The organism is Desulfotomaculum sp. 1211_IL3151 (assembly GCF_036763075.1).
Lineage (GTDB): Bacteria > Bacillota > Desulfotomaculia > Desulfotomaculales > Desulfotomaculaceae > Desulfotomaculum.
The window spans coordinates 133657-150000 of sequence record NZ_JBAIYV010000062.1; the positions used below are offsets into that span (position 1 = coordinate 133657).

General features: G+C 43.1%; 17 protein-coding genes, 1 rRNA gene and 1 pseudogene (1 of these 19 only partly in view). 7 read left to right on the plus strand and 12 right to left on the minus strand.

From position 1 onward, the window contains the following. Nucleotides 1-52 precede the first annotated feature (52 nt). A complete protein-coding gene (locus V6C11_RS17630; RefSeq protein ID WP_333532511.1) occupies nucleotides 53-475 on the minus strand; it encodes a universal stress protein in 423 nt (140 codons plus the stop codon). A 105-nt stretch (nucleotides 476-580) separates the two neighbouring features. Continuing rightward, nucleotides 581-1246: an NAD(P)/FAD-dependent oxidoreductase gene (locus V6C11_RS17635; RefSeq protein WP_333532512.1), complete on the minus strand. Its 666-nt coding sequence runs from the start codon at nucleotides 1244-1246 to the stop codon at nucleotides 581-583. 154 nt (nucleotides 1247-1400) lie between these two features. Between V6C11_RS17635 and V6C11_RS17640 the strand changes: the two genes are divergently transcribed. Continuing rightward, nucleotides 1401-2690 carry an amino acid permease gene (locus V6C11_RS17640; protein WP_333532513.1) on the plus strand — a complete coding sequence of 430 codons (1290 nt, stop codon included), beginning with the start codon at nucleotides 1401-1403 and terminating at the stop codon, nucleotides 2688-2690. A 97-nt stretch (nucleotides 2691-2787) separates the two neighbouring features. On the opposite strand, the gene tsaA is transcribed toward V6C11_RS17640, so the two are convergent. Continuing rightward, complete coding sequence (gene tsaA / locus V6C11_RS17645; protein WP_333532514.1) at nucleotides 2788-3282, minus strand: tRNA (N6-threonylcarbamoyladenosine(37)-N6)-methyltransferase TrmO; 495 nt, start codon at nucleotides 3280-3282, stop codon at nucleotides 2788-2790. Nucleotides 3283-3439: 157 nt separating this feature from the next. Here tsaA and V6C11_RS17650 point away from each other — a divergent pair, with 157 nt between their 5' ends. The 4 genes from V6C11_RS17650 to V6C11_RS17665 all read left to right on the plus strand — a co-directional run bounded on the left by V6C11_RS17650 (nucleotide 3440) and on the right by V6C11_RS17665 (nucleotide 6032). Then, on the plus strand, nucleotides 3440-4219 hold the full coding sequence (locus V6C11_RS17650; RefSeq protein WP_333532515.1) for a hypothetical protein: 780 nt from the start codon (nucleotides 3440-3442) through the stop codon (nucleotides 4217-4219). 3 nt (nucleotides 4220-4222) lie between these two features. Next, on the plus strand, nucleotides 4223-4588 hold the full coding sequence (locus tag V6C11_RS17655; RefSeq protein WP_333532516.1) for a GntR family transcriptional regulator: 366 nt from the start codon (nucleotides 4223-4225) through the stop codon (nucleotides 4586-4588). A 13-nt stretch (nucleotides 4589-4601) separates the two neighbouring features. Continuing rightward, nucleotides 4602-5300, plus strand: a complete 699-nt coding sequence (locus V6C11_RS17660) for an ABC transporter ATP-binding protein (RefSeq protein ID WP_333532517.1) — start codon at nucleotides 4602-4604, stop codon at nucleotides 5298-5300. A 264-nt stretch (nucleotides 5301-5564) separates the two neighbouring features. Further along, nucleotides 5565-6032 carry a hypothetical protein gene (locus V6C11_RS17665; protein ID WP_333532518.1) on the plus strand — a complete coding sequence of 156 codons (468 nt, stop codon included), beginning with the start codon at nucleotides 5565-5567 and terminating at the stop codon, nucleotides 6030-6032. A 274-nt stretch (nucleotides 6033-6306) separates the two neighbouring features. Here V6C11_RS17665 and V6C11_RS17670 read toward each other — a convergent pair whose 3' ends face one another. The 3 genes from V6C11_RS17670 to V6C11_RS17680 form a co-directional block, all read right to left on the minus strand. After that, nucleotides 6307-7086: an ABC transporter ATP-binding protein gene (locus tag V6C11_RS17670; protein ID WP_333532519.1), complete on the minus strand. Its 780-nt coding sequence runs from the start codon at nucleotides 7084-7086 to the stop codon at nucleotides 6307-6309. Further along, nucleotides 7083-7691 (minus strand): ABC transporter permease, encoded by a 609-nt coding sequence (locus V6C11_RS17675; protein ID WP_333532520.1) that lies wholly within the window; start codon nucleotides 7689-7691, stop codon nucleotides 7083-7085. Before V6C11_RS17675 ends, V6C11_RS17670 begins: the two co-directional genes overlap by 4 nt. A gap of 186 nt (nucleotides 7692-7877) precedes the next feature. Then, nucleotides 7878-8903, minus strand: coding sequence for an ABC transporter substrate-binding protein (locus V6C11_RS17680; protein WP_333532521.1), 1026 nt, complete (start codon nucleotides 8901-8903; stop codon nucleotides 7878-7880). A gap of 224 nt (nucleotides 8904-9127) precedes the next feature. Here V6C11_RS17680 and V6C11_RS17685 point away from each other — a divergent pair, with 224 nt between their 5' ends. Continuing rightward, nucleotides 9128-9970, plus strand: a complete 843-nt coding sequence (locus tag V6C11_RS17685; RefSeq protein WP_333532522.1) for a DMT family transporter — start codon at nucleotides 9128-9130, stop codon at nucleotides 9968-9970. Nucleotides 9971-10054: 84 nt separating this feature from the next. On the opposite strand, the pseudogene V6C11_RS17690 reads toward V6C11_RS17685, so the two are convergent. Continuing rightward, nucleotides 10055-10363: pseudogene (locus V6C11_RS17690) on the minus strand (transposase); the annotation flags it as partial. A 117-nt stretch (nucleotides 10364-10480) separates the two neighbouring features. Between V6C11_RS17690 and V6C11_RS17695 the strand changes: the two are divergent. After that, nucleotides 10481-10681 (plus strand): hypothetical protein, encoded by a 201-nt coding sequence (locus V6C11_RS17695; RefSeq protein ID WP_333532523.1) that lies wholly within the window; start codon nucleotides 10481-10483, stop codon nucleotides 10679-10681. Between the two features lie 252 nt (nucleotides 10682-10933). Here the strand turns inward: V6C11_RS17695 and mscL are convergent, their stop codons facing one another. From mscL to rrf, 5 genes are all read right to left on the minus strand, one after another. Beyond that, on the minus strand, nucleotides 10934-11377 hold the full coding sequence (gene mscL, locus V6C11_RS17700; RefSeq protein WP_333532524.1) for a large-conductance mechanosensitive channel protein MscL: 444 nt from the start codon (nucleotides 11375-11377) through the stop codon (nucleotides 10934-10936). 497 nt (nucleotides 11378-11874) lie between these two features. Then, nucleotides 11875-13653 (minus strand): NADH-dependent [FeFe] hydrogenase, group A6, encoded by a 1779-nt coding sequence (locus tag V6C11_RS17705; RefSeq protein ID WP_333532531.1) that lies wholly within the window; start codon nucleotides 13651-13653, stop codon nucleotides 11875-11877. A 16-nt stretch (nucleotides 13654-13669) separates the two neighbouring features. Continuing rightward, the gene (locus tag V6C11_RS17710) at nucleotides 13670-15397 is read right to left on the minus strand and encodes an NADH-ubiquinone oxidoreductase-F iron-sulfur binding region domain-containing protein (protein WP_333532525.1); all 1728 of its coding nucleotides are present in this window, start codon (nucleotides 15395-15397) and stop codon (nucleotides 13670-13672) included. Continuing rightward, on the minus strand, nucleotides 15388-15921 hold the full coding sequence (locus V6C11_RS17715; RefSeq protein ID WP_333532526.1) for an NADH-quinone oxidoreductase subunit NuoE family protein: 534 nt from the start codon (nucleotides 15919-15921) through the stop codon (nucleotides 15388-15390). The genes V6C11_RS17710 and V6C11_RS17715 overlap by 10 nt, the downstream gene beginning before the upstream one ends. Before the next feature lie 377 nt (nucleotides 15922-16298). Beyond that, nucleotides 16299-16344: ribosomal RNA gene (rrf, locus tag V6C11_RS17720) — 5S ribosomal RNA — on the minus strand (it continues 71 nt past the right edge of the window).

The window sequence follows — 16344 nt, forward strand, 5'->3', positions numbered from 1 at the left end:
CCCCTCTGTCAGGACTGACAGGGGGTGGTTTTTGATTCTATTCTTAATTAAATTACTTCACCAATGTTACAGGTACCTCTACATTGGCCACAATCTTAGCACTAACACTGCCAAGAACCCAGCCAGTTAGCGGGGATAGTCCCCTTCTGCCCATGATAATCTTATCAAAGCCACCTTCATTGGCTTTGCTGATAATTACTTCTGCAGGATCACCTGTTTCCATAAGGGTAGTTACGTTAATCCCTTCCTGTTCAAATAAAGCCTTCGCCTTTTCCATACTTCCTCTAAAATAATCTTTGCAAGCATTAATAGCTTCCATGGGATTGGCCAGATAATCCCGGGCAAAGGGTGCATCATTGCAAGCCACGGTTAAAATTGTGATATCAGATGAACGATGGCTTTTACCAATTTTTAAGGCATAGCGAATTGCATTCTGGGATGCTTCCGAACCATCAAATGGTATTAATATTTTCATTTTATGCCCTCCCTTTTCTTTAATATCTTAAGACATGCTCAAGGTGTTATCTATAATTTATTTGATAGTTAATAAATTAGCAAGAAATTTGTAGGAAAAATGAAACTATTCCCCTAGGACAGCCTGCTTAAATTCTTCAATGCCCATTCTCTGAATAAATCTAGCTGTCCTCTCCATGTTTTTAGCATTTTCTTTATAATAATTGAGACACTTCTGGGCCAGTTCAACAACCTGGTCATCGGTCAAACCTTCTGCCAATACATCCCCAATACGGGGTCTACCTCCGGAATTACCCCCAAATATAAAGGTCCAACCGTTTCTCCTGCCAAAGACTCCAATATCCCTGACATAACCTTCACCACAGTTAAAGGGACAACCCGATACGCCAATTTTAGTTTTTGCCGGCAGCTCCAGGCCTACAAATAGTTTTTCTAGTCGAAGGCCAAGATTCAGTGAATCAAGAACACCATATTTACAGACCGTGTTACCTGGACATGCTTGTACATAATGTACGCACTTTCCCACTGCGGGACCTATTCCTATCTCTAAATCCTGCCATATCTCATCAACTACCTCGGGTTTCATGCCCACCAAGGCCATTCTTTGGGCAGAGGTAAGCTTGATAATGGGAATATCGTATTTTCGAGCCACCCCTGCAACTTTCTCTAAAAAATCAGGTGTGACTAAGCCCACCGGGGTACGCGGTACGATGGCATAGGTTTCTTTGTCTCTTTGAATAAAAGCTCCTTTGGGTGTATTCTGTTCTGCCATTTATGGAAACCTCCTAACAATTGTTAATAGGTGTTATTCGCGACAATTATTATTAATCCTTTTCTCCTTAACTACGGATACTGAAATCTTTCTCCCAAAGGCATATTAATCTGATACTATTAAATAGAACACACATTGACGGGAGCGATACTAGATGGAGAACCCTACTGGACTGAAAAGCACCATTGGCTTACCCCAGGCAATAGCCTTGTATATCGGAGCAGTACTTGGCTCTGGTATACTGATTGTGCCTGGACTGGCGGCAGAGATTGCTGGTCCGGCATCCCTGCTGGCATGGGGGCTTATGATTTTACTCATATTACCACTGGCACTGACTATGGGATTACTATCGGCAAAATTTCCGAACGCTGGCGGTGTATCCCATTTTGTCACCCTGGCTTTTGGTACCAGGGCAGGAACCCTGGTTGGTTGGTTTTTTCTTATGTCTGTACTGGTTGGTGCTCCGGTTGCTGCATTAACAGGTGCTGGCTATATGACAACTGCCATGGGATGGAGTGAAGGTACCAGAGTTTTACTGGCTGCTGGTATGCTTGCAGTTGGTCTATTGACGAACCTTATGGGTATGAGGTTAGCTGGTCGGGTACAAATTTTTGTTGTATTTGCCATTGTTGCTGTACTTGTACTGGCAATCACCGGGTCCGTGCCAAATATTGAGTCCGTCAATTTTACCCCTTTTATGCCCCATGGCTGGGTAAGTGTTGGACAAGCAGCGGCTATACTGTTCTGGTGCTTTGTCGGTTGGGAAGCAGTTTCTCACTTGTCTGAAGAATTTATCGACCCCCAAAGGGCAGCTATCAAGGGTGTAACCGTTGCCGCTATTATTGTAGGGGTGTTGTATTTTCTCACCGCCCTTGCTACGGTTGGCACACACAGTTACCATGCGGCTGGTTCCGATGCTTCCTTAGTATTAGTGATCAATAAGCTACTGGGGCCCTGGGGTGCTGTGGTGGCAGGACTAACCGGTGTATTCATCTGTACTGCTACAATTATTGCCTACACCGGAGCAACCTCTCGCCTTGCCTATGCCTTAGCTCGCCAGGGGGAAGCCCCCCGTTGGCTTGGCGTCTTATCTAAACAATATGGTACACCCATTGGTGGGATTGGCTTTCTTGCCCTATGCTTTCTGGCTGTGCTATCCCTATACGCCAGTGGGATGATTTCTTTGAAAACCCTAATTCAGTTTCCTAATGCAACTTTCATTCTGACATATCTAGGGGGTTGTCTGGCAGGAATCAGACTTTTAAAGGGAAACACCTGGGGAGTGGGTATTAGCTGGACATCTTTTCTTTTAACTGCTGTTATTTTTCCCTTTGCCGGGTGGGCCATCTTATTTCCGTTGTTTATTTTTGCTGTTTTCTGGGTCACCCGATTGGTCAGGGCTAAGAAAAGATGTGGCTGCGTTACATCTGGCAGCACCCATTGAAATGATTGTACGAAATATCAAAGGAATGTTTTTAATAAAAGGGCTCGCCGGCTCAATAGCCGGCGGGCCCTTTTTAGATCTTTATAGCTTCTGTTTATTACTTTGATAAGTCAGGGGAAAACCTATTGTCGGCATAATGACGATCTTTTTTATCTATATTTCCCTCCATCCAACCTATGCGGCAGTTTTCCCGATTATCAAAGACCGGGCAAAAAGGTTTAATATCCAAAAGAGGAGTTCCATCTAAGATATCAACATCACTAATATAAATCGTGTTTTTTTCAATTCGATCTAACTGAACGATTGATAATCCTATTTGATTAACCCTCTTGGGTGCCCTTGTGGCAAATAATCCCCGGTCCGTATTATCCAAGAAGGGTTTAACCTGTAATGACCAACCCTCTGATAAATGAAAATGATAGATCAGATATATGTGTGAGAAACCAGCTAAATCTTTTAATCCCGGTTCATACTCCGGACTTAGTTCTATGTAACCCTTTGATTTCCCAGCAAAAGCCGCTTGAATTGGTGTTCCTTTAGGGTTTTTATTGTCACTAAAAATTATTCCTATGGGTTTGTATAAAAATTCCATCATAAACACCTTCTTTATAAAAAACCTACTCTTTCTTTTAGTATACTATACTAGCATTCATCATACAAAAATATTTTATTAAAATCTTGACATCACTATAGCATTAGTGTACTATCTATCTATAACACTAGAACATTAATACAGGGAGGAAATAGGAATGAGCGGTTGGTTAAATCTGCTAAAAAAAGAATACCGCATGACTAAAACATCTGCCTTTGTCTTGTTAGGTATGCTTATTATCGCAGGGTTGTGGGGAGTGTATTCAAATCGGGAACACTGGGGAATTATTTTTGCACCGGCATCACTGCTACTAATTTTTGCTGTATTTTACCCAGCCTTCTATATGCTAAAAAGTGTTCACAGTGAGTTAAAGCATACACCCCACCTTTGGCTCCATTGTCCCCAGCCCGCCTGGAAACTGTTATCAGCCAAATTAACAACTGCCGTAGCTGTAATGCTAGCTATCCTGGCGGTGGGTGCTGTCTTCGTTTATATTACGATATTAAATACCCATGAGCGGATCGGTATACCCGCAGGAGATTTAGCACTTCTTGCAACTGAAGTTGGTGCTTACCTAACTGTTATTGTAGTTGGAGCTAGTATCTATATGGCCGTCTGGGGTTCCCTGATAGCTATTGCAATTGCCAGCACCCGCAATGTACTAGGCCGCTATAACTGGTTAGCGGGAATTGGCACCTTCTTTGTAGCTACCTGGGGTATGGATGCACTGTATGAGTCATGGGTCTATCAAACACTTACCCAATGGGGCAGCTTAAAGATAAACATACTTTCATTAAATAAGGTTTTGCCATCTACGGTAAATAATCACTTTGAAGGTATCAATATTTATGCAGGTGAGATGCTTGGCATCCTTTTGGTAACTGTTATTGTATTTGCACTCTCAGCCTGGCTGATTGACAACAAAGTTGAGGTGTAATCGATGGGTCAAGAATTTAATACCAACCAACCTATTTATCTACAGATTGTCCAACGCCTTTGTCGTCAGATTATCAGGGGTGAACTTGGGGCTGGTGATAAGCTGCCCTCGGTTCGGGAGTTAGCAGTACAAATGGGAGTAAACCCTAATACCGTCCAAAGGGTTTATAGTGAAATGGAAAAACTAGGAGTGGCTGAAACAAGACGGGGCCTGGGCACCTTCATCACTGAAAGGGAAGAACGACTTAGGCAACTCAGGGATGAATTGATGACGGAGCAAATTAATGGCTTTGTTGACGATATGAAAGAGATGGGCTTCACTGCCCCTGAGATCATCGACGGTGTCAGAAAAAATCTGGAAAATGTATAGGAGAGGTGTCTATATGCCTGAATGCATCGTTGAATTTAACCGTGTTAGCAAAAAATATGTTAGGCAAGTAGCCTTAGATAATGTTAGCCTTCAGTTTCCCCAAGGCAAGATCATTGGCCTGGTTGGACCTAATGGCAGCGGTAAATCAACTATCTTAAAATTGACCGCTGGGCTAGTCAGACCCAGCAGTGGTACCGTAAAGGTAAATGGTCAAGCGGCTCACCGTATGCTGGCGTCAGAAGTGTCCTATCTCTCTGAATTAGATACCCTTTACCCCTTTTATACCACTTCGGAAACCATTGATTTTAATGCCGGGCAATTTGGAGATTTTGATAGGACAAAGGCCCAGGAACTGTTAACCTTTATGCAACTGGACCCTGGTAAAAAGGTAAAAGATTTATCCAAGGGAAATCGAGGGAGGTTAAAAATCCTCTTGTCACTGGCCAGAAAAGTTCCTCTTATTTTAATGGATGAACCCCTTTCCGGCCTGGATCCCTTGGTGCGGGATTCCATTATTCGATCCTTAATATCCTATCTGGATTTGGAACAGCAAACCGTGATTATTACTACCCACGAAGTAACCGAAGTGGAACCCATTCTGGACACTGTCGTGGCGGTCCAAAACGGCCAGATACGAGGCGTTGCAGAGGTTGAAGATATTCGAATTAACCATGGCCAAGGCCTGGTGGAATGGATGAAAGAAATATATTAATTGGCCATGACCATCCATCACAAATCACGGATAAAAAAACAACGGGTCATGGACTTAAGGCCCCTAGCACAAGGCACTGCCCGCGGCTATCTTTAGCTACTATCTTGGTGACAAGAGGACACAAACTAATAAAAATGTTACGCCAAGTGTACGATTAACAGCCTTATGCTATAATGAAAAATAACATTAAAAGGTTAACTTTTTATTATGGTAAAGTAAACCCTTACTAGAAAAGTAAACTTTAACTATAAGGAGCGATTCATTTTGCAGGCAAGGGATTTTTGGGACATTATCAACATAGACGACAAACCTTTTGTAGCTTTTACCGAAAAGCAACCCACCCTAACTTTTACGCAAGACATCCGGGAATACTCCACAGGACTTGAAACAGGTATGATGGCAAATCTAACACATGTGGCCGAAAAGCAAGACATGCTTCATATAGTTTGCGATTTGACCAACTTTGAGACATATAACAAAACCTTTGAACAACCAGTATATGAAGGAGAGCAGGGTAAGTTTGTTAGGTGGAGTGAGTCATTCTTCTACCCCGAGAACAAAATCGTGGAGTTTTTTATCGAAGCTAAAAATGAACTCCCCTTTGAAGTTAGCCAAGGCAATGAATTATATAAAGAATATGTAAAGAGTAATTCTGACCTTAATTATGTAAAATGGCTAGAATCAGAAATCTTAAAACTAAGGACTTCGACTAAACATACTGAAAAGGAATGATTTGACAAAAATCAGACATCTAAACTATAGCGTAATTATGAACCAGGCCGAGGAAAATGCACTCTCATTAATAATGTAGAATAAAAGAAAAGGCCAGTAAGTTTATTGTCAGGGAACTGAAAAGTCATGGAGTTGAGGGCATTGTCCCTCCCACGGGGATATTTTATATGCCCATATATCTACATTCTTTTAAATGTAAATCACGGTGACCTAACCAAAATCAAAAAAGCTATCCACTTCTTGCTGAAGTGATAGCTTTTCTTACTTGCTATAACTATTTTTCATTGGCTGCTGTTTGGCTTTCTTCCCACAGCATCTCCATAATTTCTTTCTTAATTGCTGAGAACTCTGGGGAAACAGTGGCCCGATGATCCCGTGGTCTGGGGATAGGTACCTGAATCTGGGTCCTAATTCGCCCGGGTCGGCGGGACATAACATAAACATTCTCGGCAAGCAGCACCGCTTCATCAATATCGTGGGTGATAAATAATATGGTGGTACGCTCCTGTTCCCAAACCCTAAGCAACAATTCCTGCATAACCAGTCTGGTCTGGGCATCCAGGGCACCAAAGGGTTCGTCCATCAGCAACATTTCCGGTTTATTGGCCAACGCCCTGGCAATGGCCACCCGTTGTTTCATGCCACCGGACAGTTCTTTGGGAAGTGCACTGGCAAAACCGCCAAGACCCACTAAATCGATATAATGTCGGGCTATTTCCTGCCGCTCCTTGGGGTTTACCCCCTTGATCTTCAGTCCAAATTCCACATTTTGCTGCACAGTTAACCAGGGAAACAAGGTGTAAGATTGGAACACCATCCCCCGGTCGGCACCGGGTCCTTCAATGCTTTTGCCGTTCATGGCAATAACACCGCGGCTGGCTTGTTCCAAACCTGCCACAATATTTAATAAAGTAGACTTGCCGCAACCACTGGGTCCCACAATTACCGCCAGTTCATTTTCGGCAATCTTTAGATTGATATCCGACAGGGCCTCTACAGCGCTGCCCCCAGTATCAAAGGTCTTCCCCACCTGCTCAACAATGAGCTTACTCATGCTTTACCACCTGCTTTCTCACTCCAGGGTACCACAACTTTGGTTAACCACTTGAAGAAAAGGTCGGTGGCCAAGCCCAACAGACCGATAATCAGCAATCCTGCAAACATACGATCCGTGGCCAAAAACCGTTGGGATTTTAATATCATATGACCAAGACCGGAGTTTGCCGCCACCAGCTCCGCCACCACCAGATAGGTCCAAGCCCAGCCTATGGTGATCCGCAAGCTGTCCATAATTCCGGGCAGTGAGGCTGGCATGAGAACAAGCCGATAAATCTGCCATCGATTGGCACCGAGAGTAGAGGCCGCTCTAAGTAAGTCCCGCTGTACATTGGCTACAACATCACTAACCATCAGTACCAGTTGAAAAAAGGTGCCAAGAAATATCACTATAAATTTTTGCAAATCGCCGATACCAAAATACAACAACGTTAAAGGCACCATCGCCACCACCGGCAAGTAGCGGGCAAATTCAATTAACGGGGTTAGCAGGGCCTCTGCCTTCTTTGAACTGGCCACTAGCAGCCCTAGGGGAACCGCTACTACCACGGCCATAAGCCATCCCACTACAACCCGGTAGGTACTGTCAAAGGTATAGCTCAACAAGATTCCTTCTTGATACATTTCCACAACAGCCTGTAATACTGATCCCGGAGGAGGTAAAAAGAGTTCTTTTACAAACCCGCTGTAACTGAGGACAAACCATAAAAGGAAAAGAAAGGTAAACGATGACAGAGTTAAGATACCATAACCCTTTCTATACACTTTAGATTTGCGTTCTTTATGCATTTACTTAGCAGCCTCGTTTACGTAAGTGTTATCGATTAATTGATCAAGATTTATTTGTTCAGTAATAATGCCTTTTTGTTGCCAAAACTTACCTGCTCGTTCAGCCAGTTGGTAAACGGTGTTATCACTCTCTTTGTTAAAGAAAGCAAGATTTTCCTCTTTGCCAAAGAAGGCTACACCTTTAGCCATATCGGCAATCTCTTCTTTCTTTAGGCCCAAGGCTTTGGCCATAATTTCGTTGCCTTCATCGGGATTCTGACGATAAAATTCAATGGCTTCAAACCAAGCCTTGGTTAGTCCAACTGCCGCTGCTGGATTCTCCTTCAAGAAATCCTGACGCATGGTAATAACATCAACGATGGTATGGGGATATTCCTTACTGTTTACCAACACATGTCCGCCTTCCCGCTGGGACGAGTTCGTTAACCAAGGTTCCCAGGAAATAGCCGCATCCAGTTTACCGGCCACAAAGGCTGCCCCGGCATCCCCGGCAGACATTTCTTGGATGGTCACATCCGCTTCTTTCAGGCCATTTTTCTCTAATACCGATAAGAAAAAGAAATAAGAGGTACTGGACTTATCCAAACCAATGGTGGCACCCTTCAGGTCTGCCACTGTGGTAATTTCTTTCTTGGCTATGATGCCATCCCCGCCCGCAGACTCGTCCATTGCTAGAATAAAGGTTTCTTCCGTACCTTTGGCAAAGTGAATAACTTCTCTATCAACAACATTACCTAGTGCTTGAATTTGTCCAGAAGCCAATGCCCCGGCATACTGGGATTCATCTTCAATTACTACCAATTCTGGATGAATGCCATACTTATCAAAAAATCCCTTTTCTTTAGCTATATATAAAGGGCCGTAACCCACCCAAGTGGCGTGGGCCAATTTAAACGACACTGGTTTGCTTTCTGATGCTTTGTTAGCACCCTCCTTACTTTCTTCCTTTTGGCCACCGCCGCAACCGGTTAATGCTACCGTTAATATCATTAGCAAGGTAACCAATAACGCAAAAGATTTTTTCACAATACCCGCCCCTTCCCAAATTATGACATTATTTTTAATTATACATAACTAATTCTACGTTAATAGTTCATTACCTGCTTATGTTAATGCTTTAATTTGTTAAATCGTTAGGGCGTAGCAATTTTTATAAATGGTCCCGCCTTTACTCTATATACTTGGATAATGTGATAAGGTATTATAAGTTATGGAAAAGTAAATAAATTTTGAAACTATTGGAGCATACAATGTGGTTTCTATATGCAATCTTAACCCTTTTGTGTTGGGGATTCTTTAATTTTTCCCTAAAAGTCTTTGCCGATAAAGAAAAATCACCCTATGTCAACATGGCCTCAATTTATCTGGTTGCCGGTAGTTTTATGTGTATCTACCTGCTTATTCGGAAAGAAACCTTTCAGCTTAGCCCCGAATTATTGCTATTCGGGATCTTTCTTGGTCTCTGTTCTGCTACGGGAAACTATTGCTTTACCAAAGCCTTTGAAACAGGAATTAGCAGCATTATTGCACCCGTTGTATCCAGTAACAGCATTATTGTCATTTTACTGGCTCTGCTCTTTTTAGGGGAGAGGGTAAATGTATTGCAAGGTATAGCCATATTGATGGCTTTTACCAGCATCCTGCTGCTCAACTATTCCCGCCAAAAAAATGAGTCAACTGAAGCAAGCTGGATGATTTATATGGCCTGGACCTTTCTAGCCTTTGGCGGCGTCAACACCATCATGAAACTTACTGTTTATTTTAATGAACCGCCCAATGTCGTATTAGCCATTGGATTTACCCTGGCCTTCTTCCTCTATCTGATTCTATGTGTCCGTAAAGAAGAACCACTGAAAGCAATCCTTTATAATAAAATTAATCTATTTGCCATCTTAAACCCTATCGGCATGATTCTTTATGGTTTAGCACTAAGAGATGGGTGGGCCAGTTTAGTCTGTCCCATCACCAGTTGTAACAGCATCATTACCGTAATCTTCGGTTTAACCATGTATAAAGAAAAATTAAATAACTATCAGTTATTTGCTATCGTGGGTGTATTTACATCGATAATTTTGTTAGGCCTGGAAGCGTGATTCGCAATAGTATCACTTACAAAATAACATTGCGGATTTTATGTTACAATTAATTAGGGCTTGCTAAACCAAACCTAATTTAAGTTAAAACACCATAATGTTTAGTTCACCAAAAGTCGGATTACACCGAAATAGCTGTTGCAGAACAAAGGACAAAAGGGTACGGAGCCGGTGCTCCAAGTTCATCACCAGGAACGGCAGACAGATCACGCTTTCGGCGGTCTCTTTCAGGCGTGCCATAATACGCGCCAAGCCATAGCGTCGTTTACCTTCGCCGAATTTACCTTCAACAGCGTTACATTCGCTGGCATCTTGCCGTTCTAAGCGTTTCAGCATATTCTGTTTCACTTTATTAACCAGTGGTCTTCCTAGCCATGGCCCACTGAGCCGTATGTTATATCTATAGGTATTAAAAAACTAGTATATCCTCTTAAATATGGGATATACTAGGGACAGATTTTTGTGGTATTGGATTTTACCATTAGCCTTTTCAAATGAGGGGTGGTTTTAATGTCTTCAACTAGGCATCAACAACCAAAATCTAAATTTCAGATTACAAAACAGTATATTAAAAAGGAGATAGATGAATACGGAGTAGAGTGGACCGATCTTATTGCAGAATATAGTGTAACTTTAAACCCTAAAAAATCGGTAAATAAATCATCAGAGGCAATTACATTAGAAGAAAACCAAAAAACAGGTAGCTTATAAGCTAAAGTATATCACTAAATGATTTATTTAATATCTCCGACCTTCTTCTTGGTTAAGAACTCGATCGATTAGTACTGGTCAGCTGAAAACATTGCTGCTCTTGCACTCCAGGCCTATCTACTATGTAGTCCGCATGGGAGCTTATTTACATCGATAATTTTGTTAGGCCTGGAGGCGTAATTTGGACTGGCTAATGTTTCTTTAAAAGGGAAGTGCCTTAGTCAATTCAATGACTAAAGCACTTCCTTTGTTTTATTTGGTTTTAAGTAAATCACGAATTTCTGTAAGCAATTGAATATCTGCCGGTGGTTCTGCTGGTGCAACAGGTGCTTCTGCCACAGGTTTCGTCTTGAATCTTTCTATCAAACGAATCATCAAAAATATCGCAAAGGCTACAATTAAAAAGTCCACTATATTCTGAATAAACTGTCCGTAATAAATAGCAATCTCAGGTGTATCCCCTTGTTGTTCCTCGATGACATATTTTAAATGCTTAAAATTTACCTTGCCAACGATTATACCAATAAGCGGCATTAAAACATCGTTTACCAACGAACTGACTATTTTACCAAAAGCACCGCCAATAATCACCGCAACTGCAAGATCTAAGACGTTTCCACGCATAATAAATTTTTTAAAATCTTCCAACATATTTAAATCACCACCCCGCTCTAAATATAATTGAAATTTAATCATATTTTATATTCTATAACTTTTCTTTTCACTTTACTATTTATTTTTCTTTACCTTAACAACACCCGCAAGGTTACATCCTTATGTGTGGACACCAAACCTACAAAAAGCATAAAAAAGCACCGGATGTCGAATAACCCATATGTTGAATTACCATAACATGATAGCAATTCAACAAATCATTCATTCAACACCCGGCACCAATATAACATTCAATCGGGTAGGAGGCCCCCCATTACCTCTCAGGATATGTGTAAGGCGGATTTGCCTGCCTTACTCCCTACGGGCTTGGACCAGCTTTTCCAGCCGCTGGCTTAACTTACCCTTCCACGTCACTCCATCACTTAGAAACGGTATCTGATGGTATCGGGACTAGAAACGGGGACGGTTTTCTTGTCCTGAGACAAGAGAAGAACGAAATCGCTCCGCGATGGCTTTAGAAATAACAACCCCCGCGCATTGTGCCGGCGGGGGCAGGCCATAATTAATTGGTAGTGGGCCTAAATTCTTTCTCTCTCTTCAAAATGAGTATGGAGCAGTTCGTGGGCCCTTTGGCCAAAGGGCTCTCCCAGATAATTCTTATAAAGCTCAAGAATCTCTTTATTCTCGTGGGATTTTCTTACTTTTTTCCTCCGATCCTCTTCAAATATGGCCTCCCTGCGTTTCTTAACAATTTCATCGTTACCATGGTGGTAGGGTTGTCCGCCGCCAGCAATACAACCGCCGGGGCAGGCCATAATTTCAATGGCATGGTAATCGGCTCTGCCATCCCTAATATCCTCCAAAATATGCCGTGCATTGCCCAAACCGCTGGCAATGCCGATTTTAAGTTCCTGATCACCTATTTTTACAGTGGCTCTGCGAACCCCATCCATGCCCCTAAGTTCCTCAAACTCGATCCTTTCCAAGGGTTCACCTGTCATCCATTCAGAGGCGGTTCGAAGAGCAGCTTCGATAACGCCCCCAGCAGTACCAAATATTACAGATGCGCCGGTGGTTTCCCCCAATGGACTGTCAAAATCACTATCCGGCAGCCGGTCAAATTCAATGCCTGCTTCCCTAATCATCGCACCCAGTTCACGGGTTGTAATAACAATATCTACATTATTATGTGCATCCTTGGTAAGTTCCGGCCTTTTTGCCTCTGCCTTTTTGGCAATACAGGGCATGACCGAAACCACCACAATATTATCCGGATCTAGGCCATTTTTTTCGGCATAGTAGGTTTTAACAATGGTACCGAGCATAATGTGTGGTGATTTGCAGGTAGAAGGAACATTGATCAACTCCGGAAATTGGTGCTCAATAAACTTAACCCAAGCCGGACAGCAATTGGTGAGGATTGGTAGTGTTTTATTGTTTTTTAGGCGATAAATAAGCTCCGAGGCTTCTTCCATGATGGTAAGGTCTGCGCCAAAATTGGTGTCAAATACCGCATCAAATTTCATCCGTTTGAGGGCAGAGACCATTTTACCAGTAACAATGGTTCCCGGTTCCATGCCAAAAAGTTCTCCTAGGGTTACACGGATTGCCGGAGCAGTTTGGACGATCACATACTTATCAGGATCATTGATGGCTTCCCAAACCTTGTCCGTATGATACACCTCGGTAAGGGCTGCTGTAGGACAAACCTGTACGCATTGGCCGCAGTAGGTGCAGGAAGACTCCACCATGGGGATGTTGGCAAAGGGTCCCACAAAGGTATTAAAACCACGTCCGATGCCAGAAAGAATGCCACAGGTCTGCACCTCATTGCAGGCAGTCTCACAGCGCCGGCAAAAAATACATTTGTTAGCGTCCTTCACGATAGCATCACTGGACATATCCTTGGGATAGTCCATCCTTTCACCTTCCCAACGGATCTCCCTTATATTGAGTTCCTCTGCCAGGGCTTGTAGTTCACACTCCAGGTTTTTGGGGCAGGTAAAGCATTCATTGGGATGATTTGATAAGAGCAGTTCCACTGCCATCCTTCTGGCTGTGATCGCCCTGATCGTATCGGTCCGTACCACCATTCCCTCCTCAGCTTTGGTAACGCAGGAGGGTACCAGCTTATTTCGGTTGTTTTTGGCATCTACCAGTTCCACCATACATACTCTACAGGAAGCTGTTTTATTGTATAATTGAAAATCGTGCAAGTCCAAATGACACAGAGTGGGGATTTTGACCCCTGCTTCATGGGCTGCCTCTAGGACAGTTATTCCTTCAGGGACAGTCAATTCCTGGTCATTGATCAGGATATGTATGTTTTTTCTATCTTCATGATGATTACCCGAAATTTTGGACACCTCCCCTTTACGATTTTAAGCCAATTTTGTTTTTCGGGACATACTTCCCCTCACCCTGTGGATGGTCTATATCCTGGACAAAGGCCAAATATTCATGCCAAAAATGTTTCATGGTACTGATCACCGGGTTGGGGGCTGATTGACAGAGTCCACACAGGGAACTATCCTTTACCATGTAGGCCAATTGCTTTAAGGCATCCAAGTCGGCCACCGTAGCCTTGCCGGAAGTTATCTTTTGCAGCATTTCAAAGAGCCTCTTGGTGCCTATGCGACCTGGCACGCACCTGCCGCAAGCCTCATCCATGGTAAACTCAAGATAGAACTTAGCGATGTTGACCATATTATCATCTTCGTCCATGACAATCATGCCGCCGGAACCCATCATGGAGCCTATCTCTAAAAGGTGATCATAATCAATGGGTGTATCCAGTGCCTCCTCTGTAATTACTCCACCAGAGGGGCCTCCGGTCTGCACAGCCTTAAACCTTTTGCCATGAGGAATACCTTCCCCAATGTCAAAAATAATTTCACGGAAGGTAGTTCCCATGGGAACCTCTACCAAGCCCACATTATTTATCTTACCAGCTAGGGCAAAGACCTTGGTACCCTTACTGCTCTCCGACCCGATTGCTGCAAACCACTCTGCCCCCTTGGACATAATCGCCGGAATATTAGCAAAGGTCTCCACATTGTTTACACAGGTCGGATGTCCCCAATAACCCTCTTCAGCCGGGTAGGGCGGTTTGTAATTGGGTTCGCCCCTTTTACCTTCGCAGGAATTAATTAAAGCGGTTTCTTCCCCACAGACAAAGGCCCCAGCCCCGTATTTTAAACGAATATCAAAATCAAAGTTTGTGCCAAAAATTTCTTTACCCAACAGGCCCATTTCCCTGGCCTGCTGCATGGCTGTGTTCAAGCGGGAAATTGCCAGAGGGTATTCAGCCCGTATGTAGATAATCCCCTTAGCCGCTCCGATGGCATAGGCACCAATGGCCATGGCCTCAATTACACTGTGGGGATCCCCTTCCAGGATGCTTCGATCCATGAAAGCACCAGGATCTCCTTCATCCGCATTACAGATGATGAACTTCTCTGGATCCTCTTGTTTTTTGGTAATCTCCCATTTCAAACCAGTGGGGAAGCCTCCGCCACCCCGCCCCCGCAGGCCGGATTTTTTTATGGTTTCAATGACTTCATCCCTGGACATTTGGGTCAGTGCTTTAGCTAAGGCTTGATAGCCATCTAAGGCTATATATTCATAAATATCCTCCGGATTGATCAAGCCGCAGTTTCTCAGGGCAATGCGAAGCTGCTTTTTATAGAAGGTCATCTCCTCCTGGGTGTGTACCTTTTCCTTCTGCTGGGGATCTTCATACAGAAGCTTCTCCACTACTTTGCCCTTGATCATATGCTCATCTACAATACTCTTTACATCCTTTAATCCTACACGGACATAAAATACATTATCCGGCTCAATTTTTACGATGGGTCCTTGTTCACAAAAGCCAAAACAGCCTGTCCGAATCACCTTAACCTGCTCTGCCATCCCCCGGGATTTTAAAAGGTTATTCAGTAAAGTTATAATTTTATCACTATCATTGGCCAGGCACCCTGTACCGCCACAGACTAAAATATTTTTCTCGGTTGCTGTATTATCCCGGTGAAGTCTGAGGGCGACTTGACCCAGCGATTTTTGCTTTAGTTTAATTAACTCCTCCAGGGATTTTATCTGCATGCTATTGCTCCCTCCCGGCGATAGGCATTAATGATATAGTCAACATCCTCTACCTTAACTCTGCCGTAAACCTTGCCATCCACCATGACCACCGGCGCCAAACCGCAAGCACCGATACAGCGGACATCTTTAATCGTAAAAAGTCCGTCCTCTGTGGTCTCATTGGACTCAATACCCAACCTTTCTTTAAAGGCTGCAATGATTTTATCTGCTCCCCGCACAAAGCAGGCAGTTCCCATACAAACACTGATCGTGTGTTTGCCACTGGGCTTTGTACTAAAGTAAGAATAAAAGCTTACTACGCCATAAACCTCCGCACCAGGTATCCCCAGCTTGCGTGCAATAAAGAGCTGTACATCCCTTGGCAGATAACCGAAAATATGCTGTGCTTTGTGGAGGATTTCTATTAAAGCACCTTTGGTCGTCTCAAGACTATTTATAAAGGCTTCCAGTTCATCATATTTCTCCTGCGCAAATTCTTCTCCCAGGGAACTCATCACATCAATTTCTTGAGACTTCGTCATGAATATCACCAACTTTTCCAGTTTGTTAGAAAAACGTATTTCCTATATCGTTCCAAGGAAGTTCCGTTACAATACACACCTACTAGTCATCTCCTGCAGGCCATGCACAAAACGCAAAAAAGCCGCCACCCGAAGGTGAGGCTTTTTAAAAGAGAGGAATAACGTTTACAGGTATATGTCGATATAATAATTTTATCACATTGAATTTGTCGTTATCTATAGGAAGTAATAACCATTTATACTATACTTTTGTCCTATTCACCTTCCGATACAACTATCTTGTTATGACTTCTGCCCCATCATCGACCCAACGATAATGTTACAAAATTAATATAACAAAACCCTACAGTTATTGCAACTGTAGGGTTTTAAAAATACTCTGGCAACGACCTACTCTCCCAGAAGCGCGAGCTCCAAGTACCA

What these genes read in the sequence shown, in the direction of transcription:
- V6C11_RS17630 (WP_333532511.1), bottom strand. Translation starts at nt 475, where the DNA reads ATGAAAATATTAATACCATTTGATGGTTCGGAAGCATCCCAGAATGCA.
- V6C11_RS17650 (WP_333532515.1), top strand. Translation starts at nt 3,440, where the DNA reads ATGAGCGGTTGGTTAAATCTGCTAAAAAAAGAATACCGCATGACTAAA.
- mscL (WP_333532524.1), bottom strand. Translation starts at nt 11,377, where the DNA reads ATGATTAAATTTCAATTATATTTAGAGCGGGGTGGTGATTTAAATATG.
- V6C11_RS17660 (WP_333532517.1), top strand. Translation starts at nt 4,602, where the DNA reads ATGCCTGAATGCATCGTTGAATTTAACCGTGTTAGCAAAAAATATGTT.
- tsaA (WP_333532514.1), bottom strand. Translation starts at nt 3,282, where the DNA reads ATGGAATTTTTATACAAACCCATAGGAATAATTTTTAGTGACAATAAA.
- V6C11_RS17715 (WP_333532526.1), bottom strand. Translation starts at nt 15,921, where the DNA reads ATGACGAAGTCTCAAGAAATTGATGTGATGAGTTCCCTGGGAGAAGAA.
- V6C11_RS17640 (WP_333532513.1), top strand. Translation starts at nt 1,401, where the DNA reads ATGGAGAACCCTACTGGACTGAAAAGCACCATTGGCTTACCCCAGGCA.
- V6C11_RS17655 (WP_333532516.1), top strand. Translation starts at nt 4,223, where the DNA reads ATGGGTCAAGAATTTAATACCAACCAACCTATTTATCTACAGATTGTC.
- V6C11_RS17685 (WP_333532522.1), top strand. Translation starts at nt 9,128, where the DNA reads ATGTGGTTTCTATATGCAATCTTAACCCTTTTGTGTTGGGGATTCTTT.
- V6C11_RS17695 (WP_333532523.1), top strand. Translation starts at nt 10,481, where the DNA reads ATGTCTTCAACTAGGCATCAACAACCAAAATCTAAATTTCAGATTACA.
- V6C11_RS17670 (WP_333532519.1), bottom strand. Translation starts at nt 7,086, where the DNA reads ATGAGTAAGCTCATTGTTGAGCAGGTGGGGAAGACCTTTGATACTGGG.
- V6C11_RS17635 (WP_333532512.1), bottom strand. Translation starts at nt 1,246, where the DNA reads ATGGCAGAACAGAATACACCCAAAGGAGCTTTTATTCAAAGAGACAAA.
- V6C11_RS17710 (WP_333532525.1), bottom strand. Translation starts at nt 15,397, where the DNA reads ATGCAGATAAAATCCCTGGAGGAGTTAATTAAACTAAAGCAAAAATCG.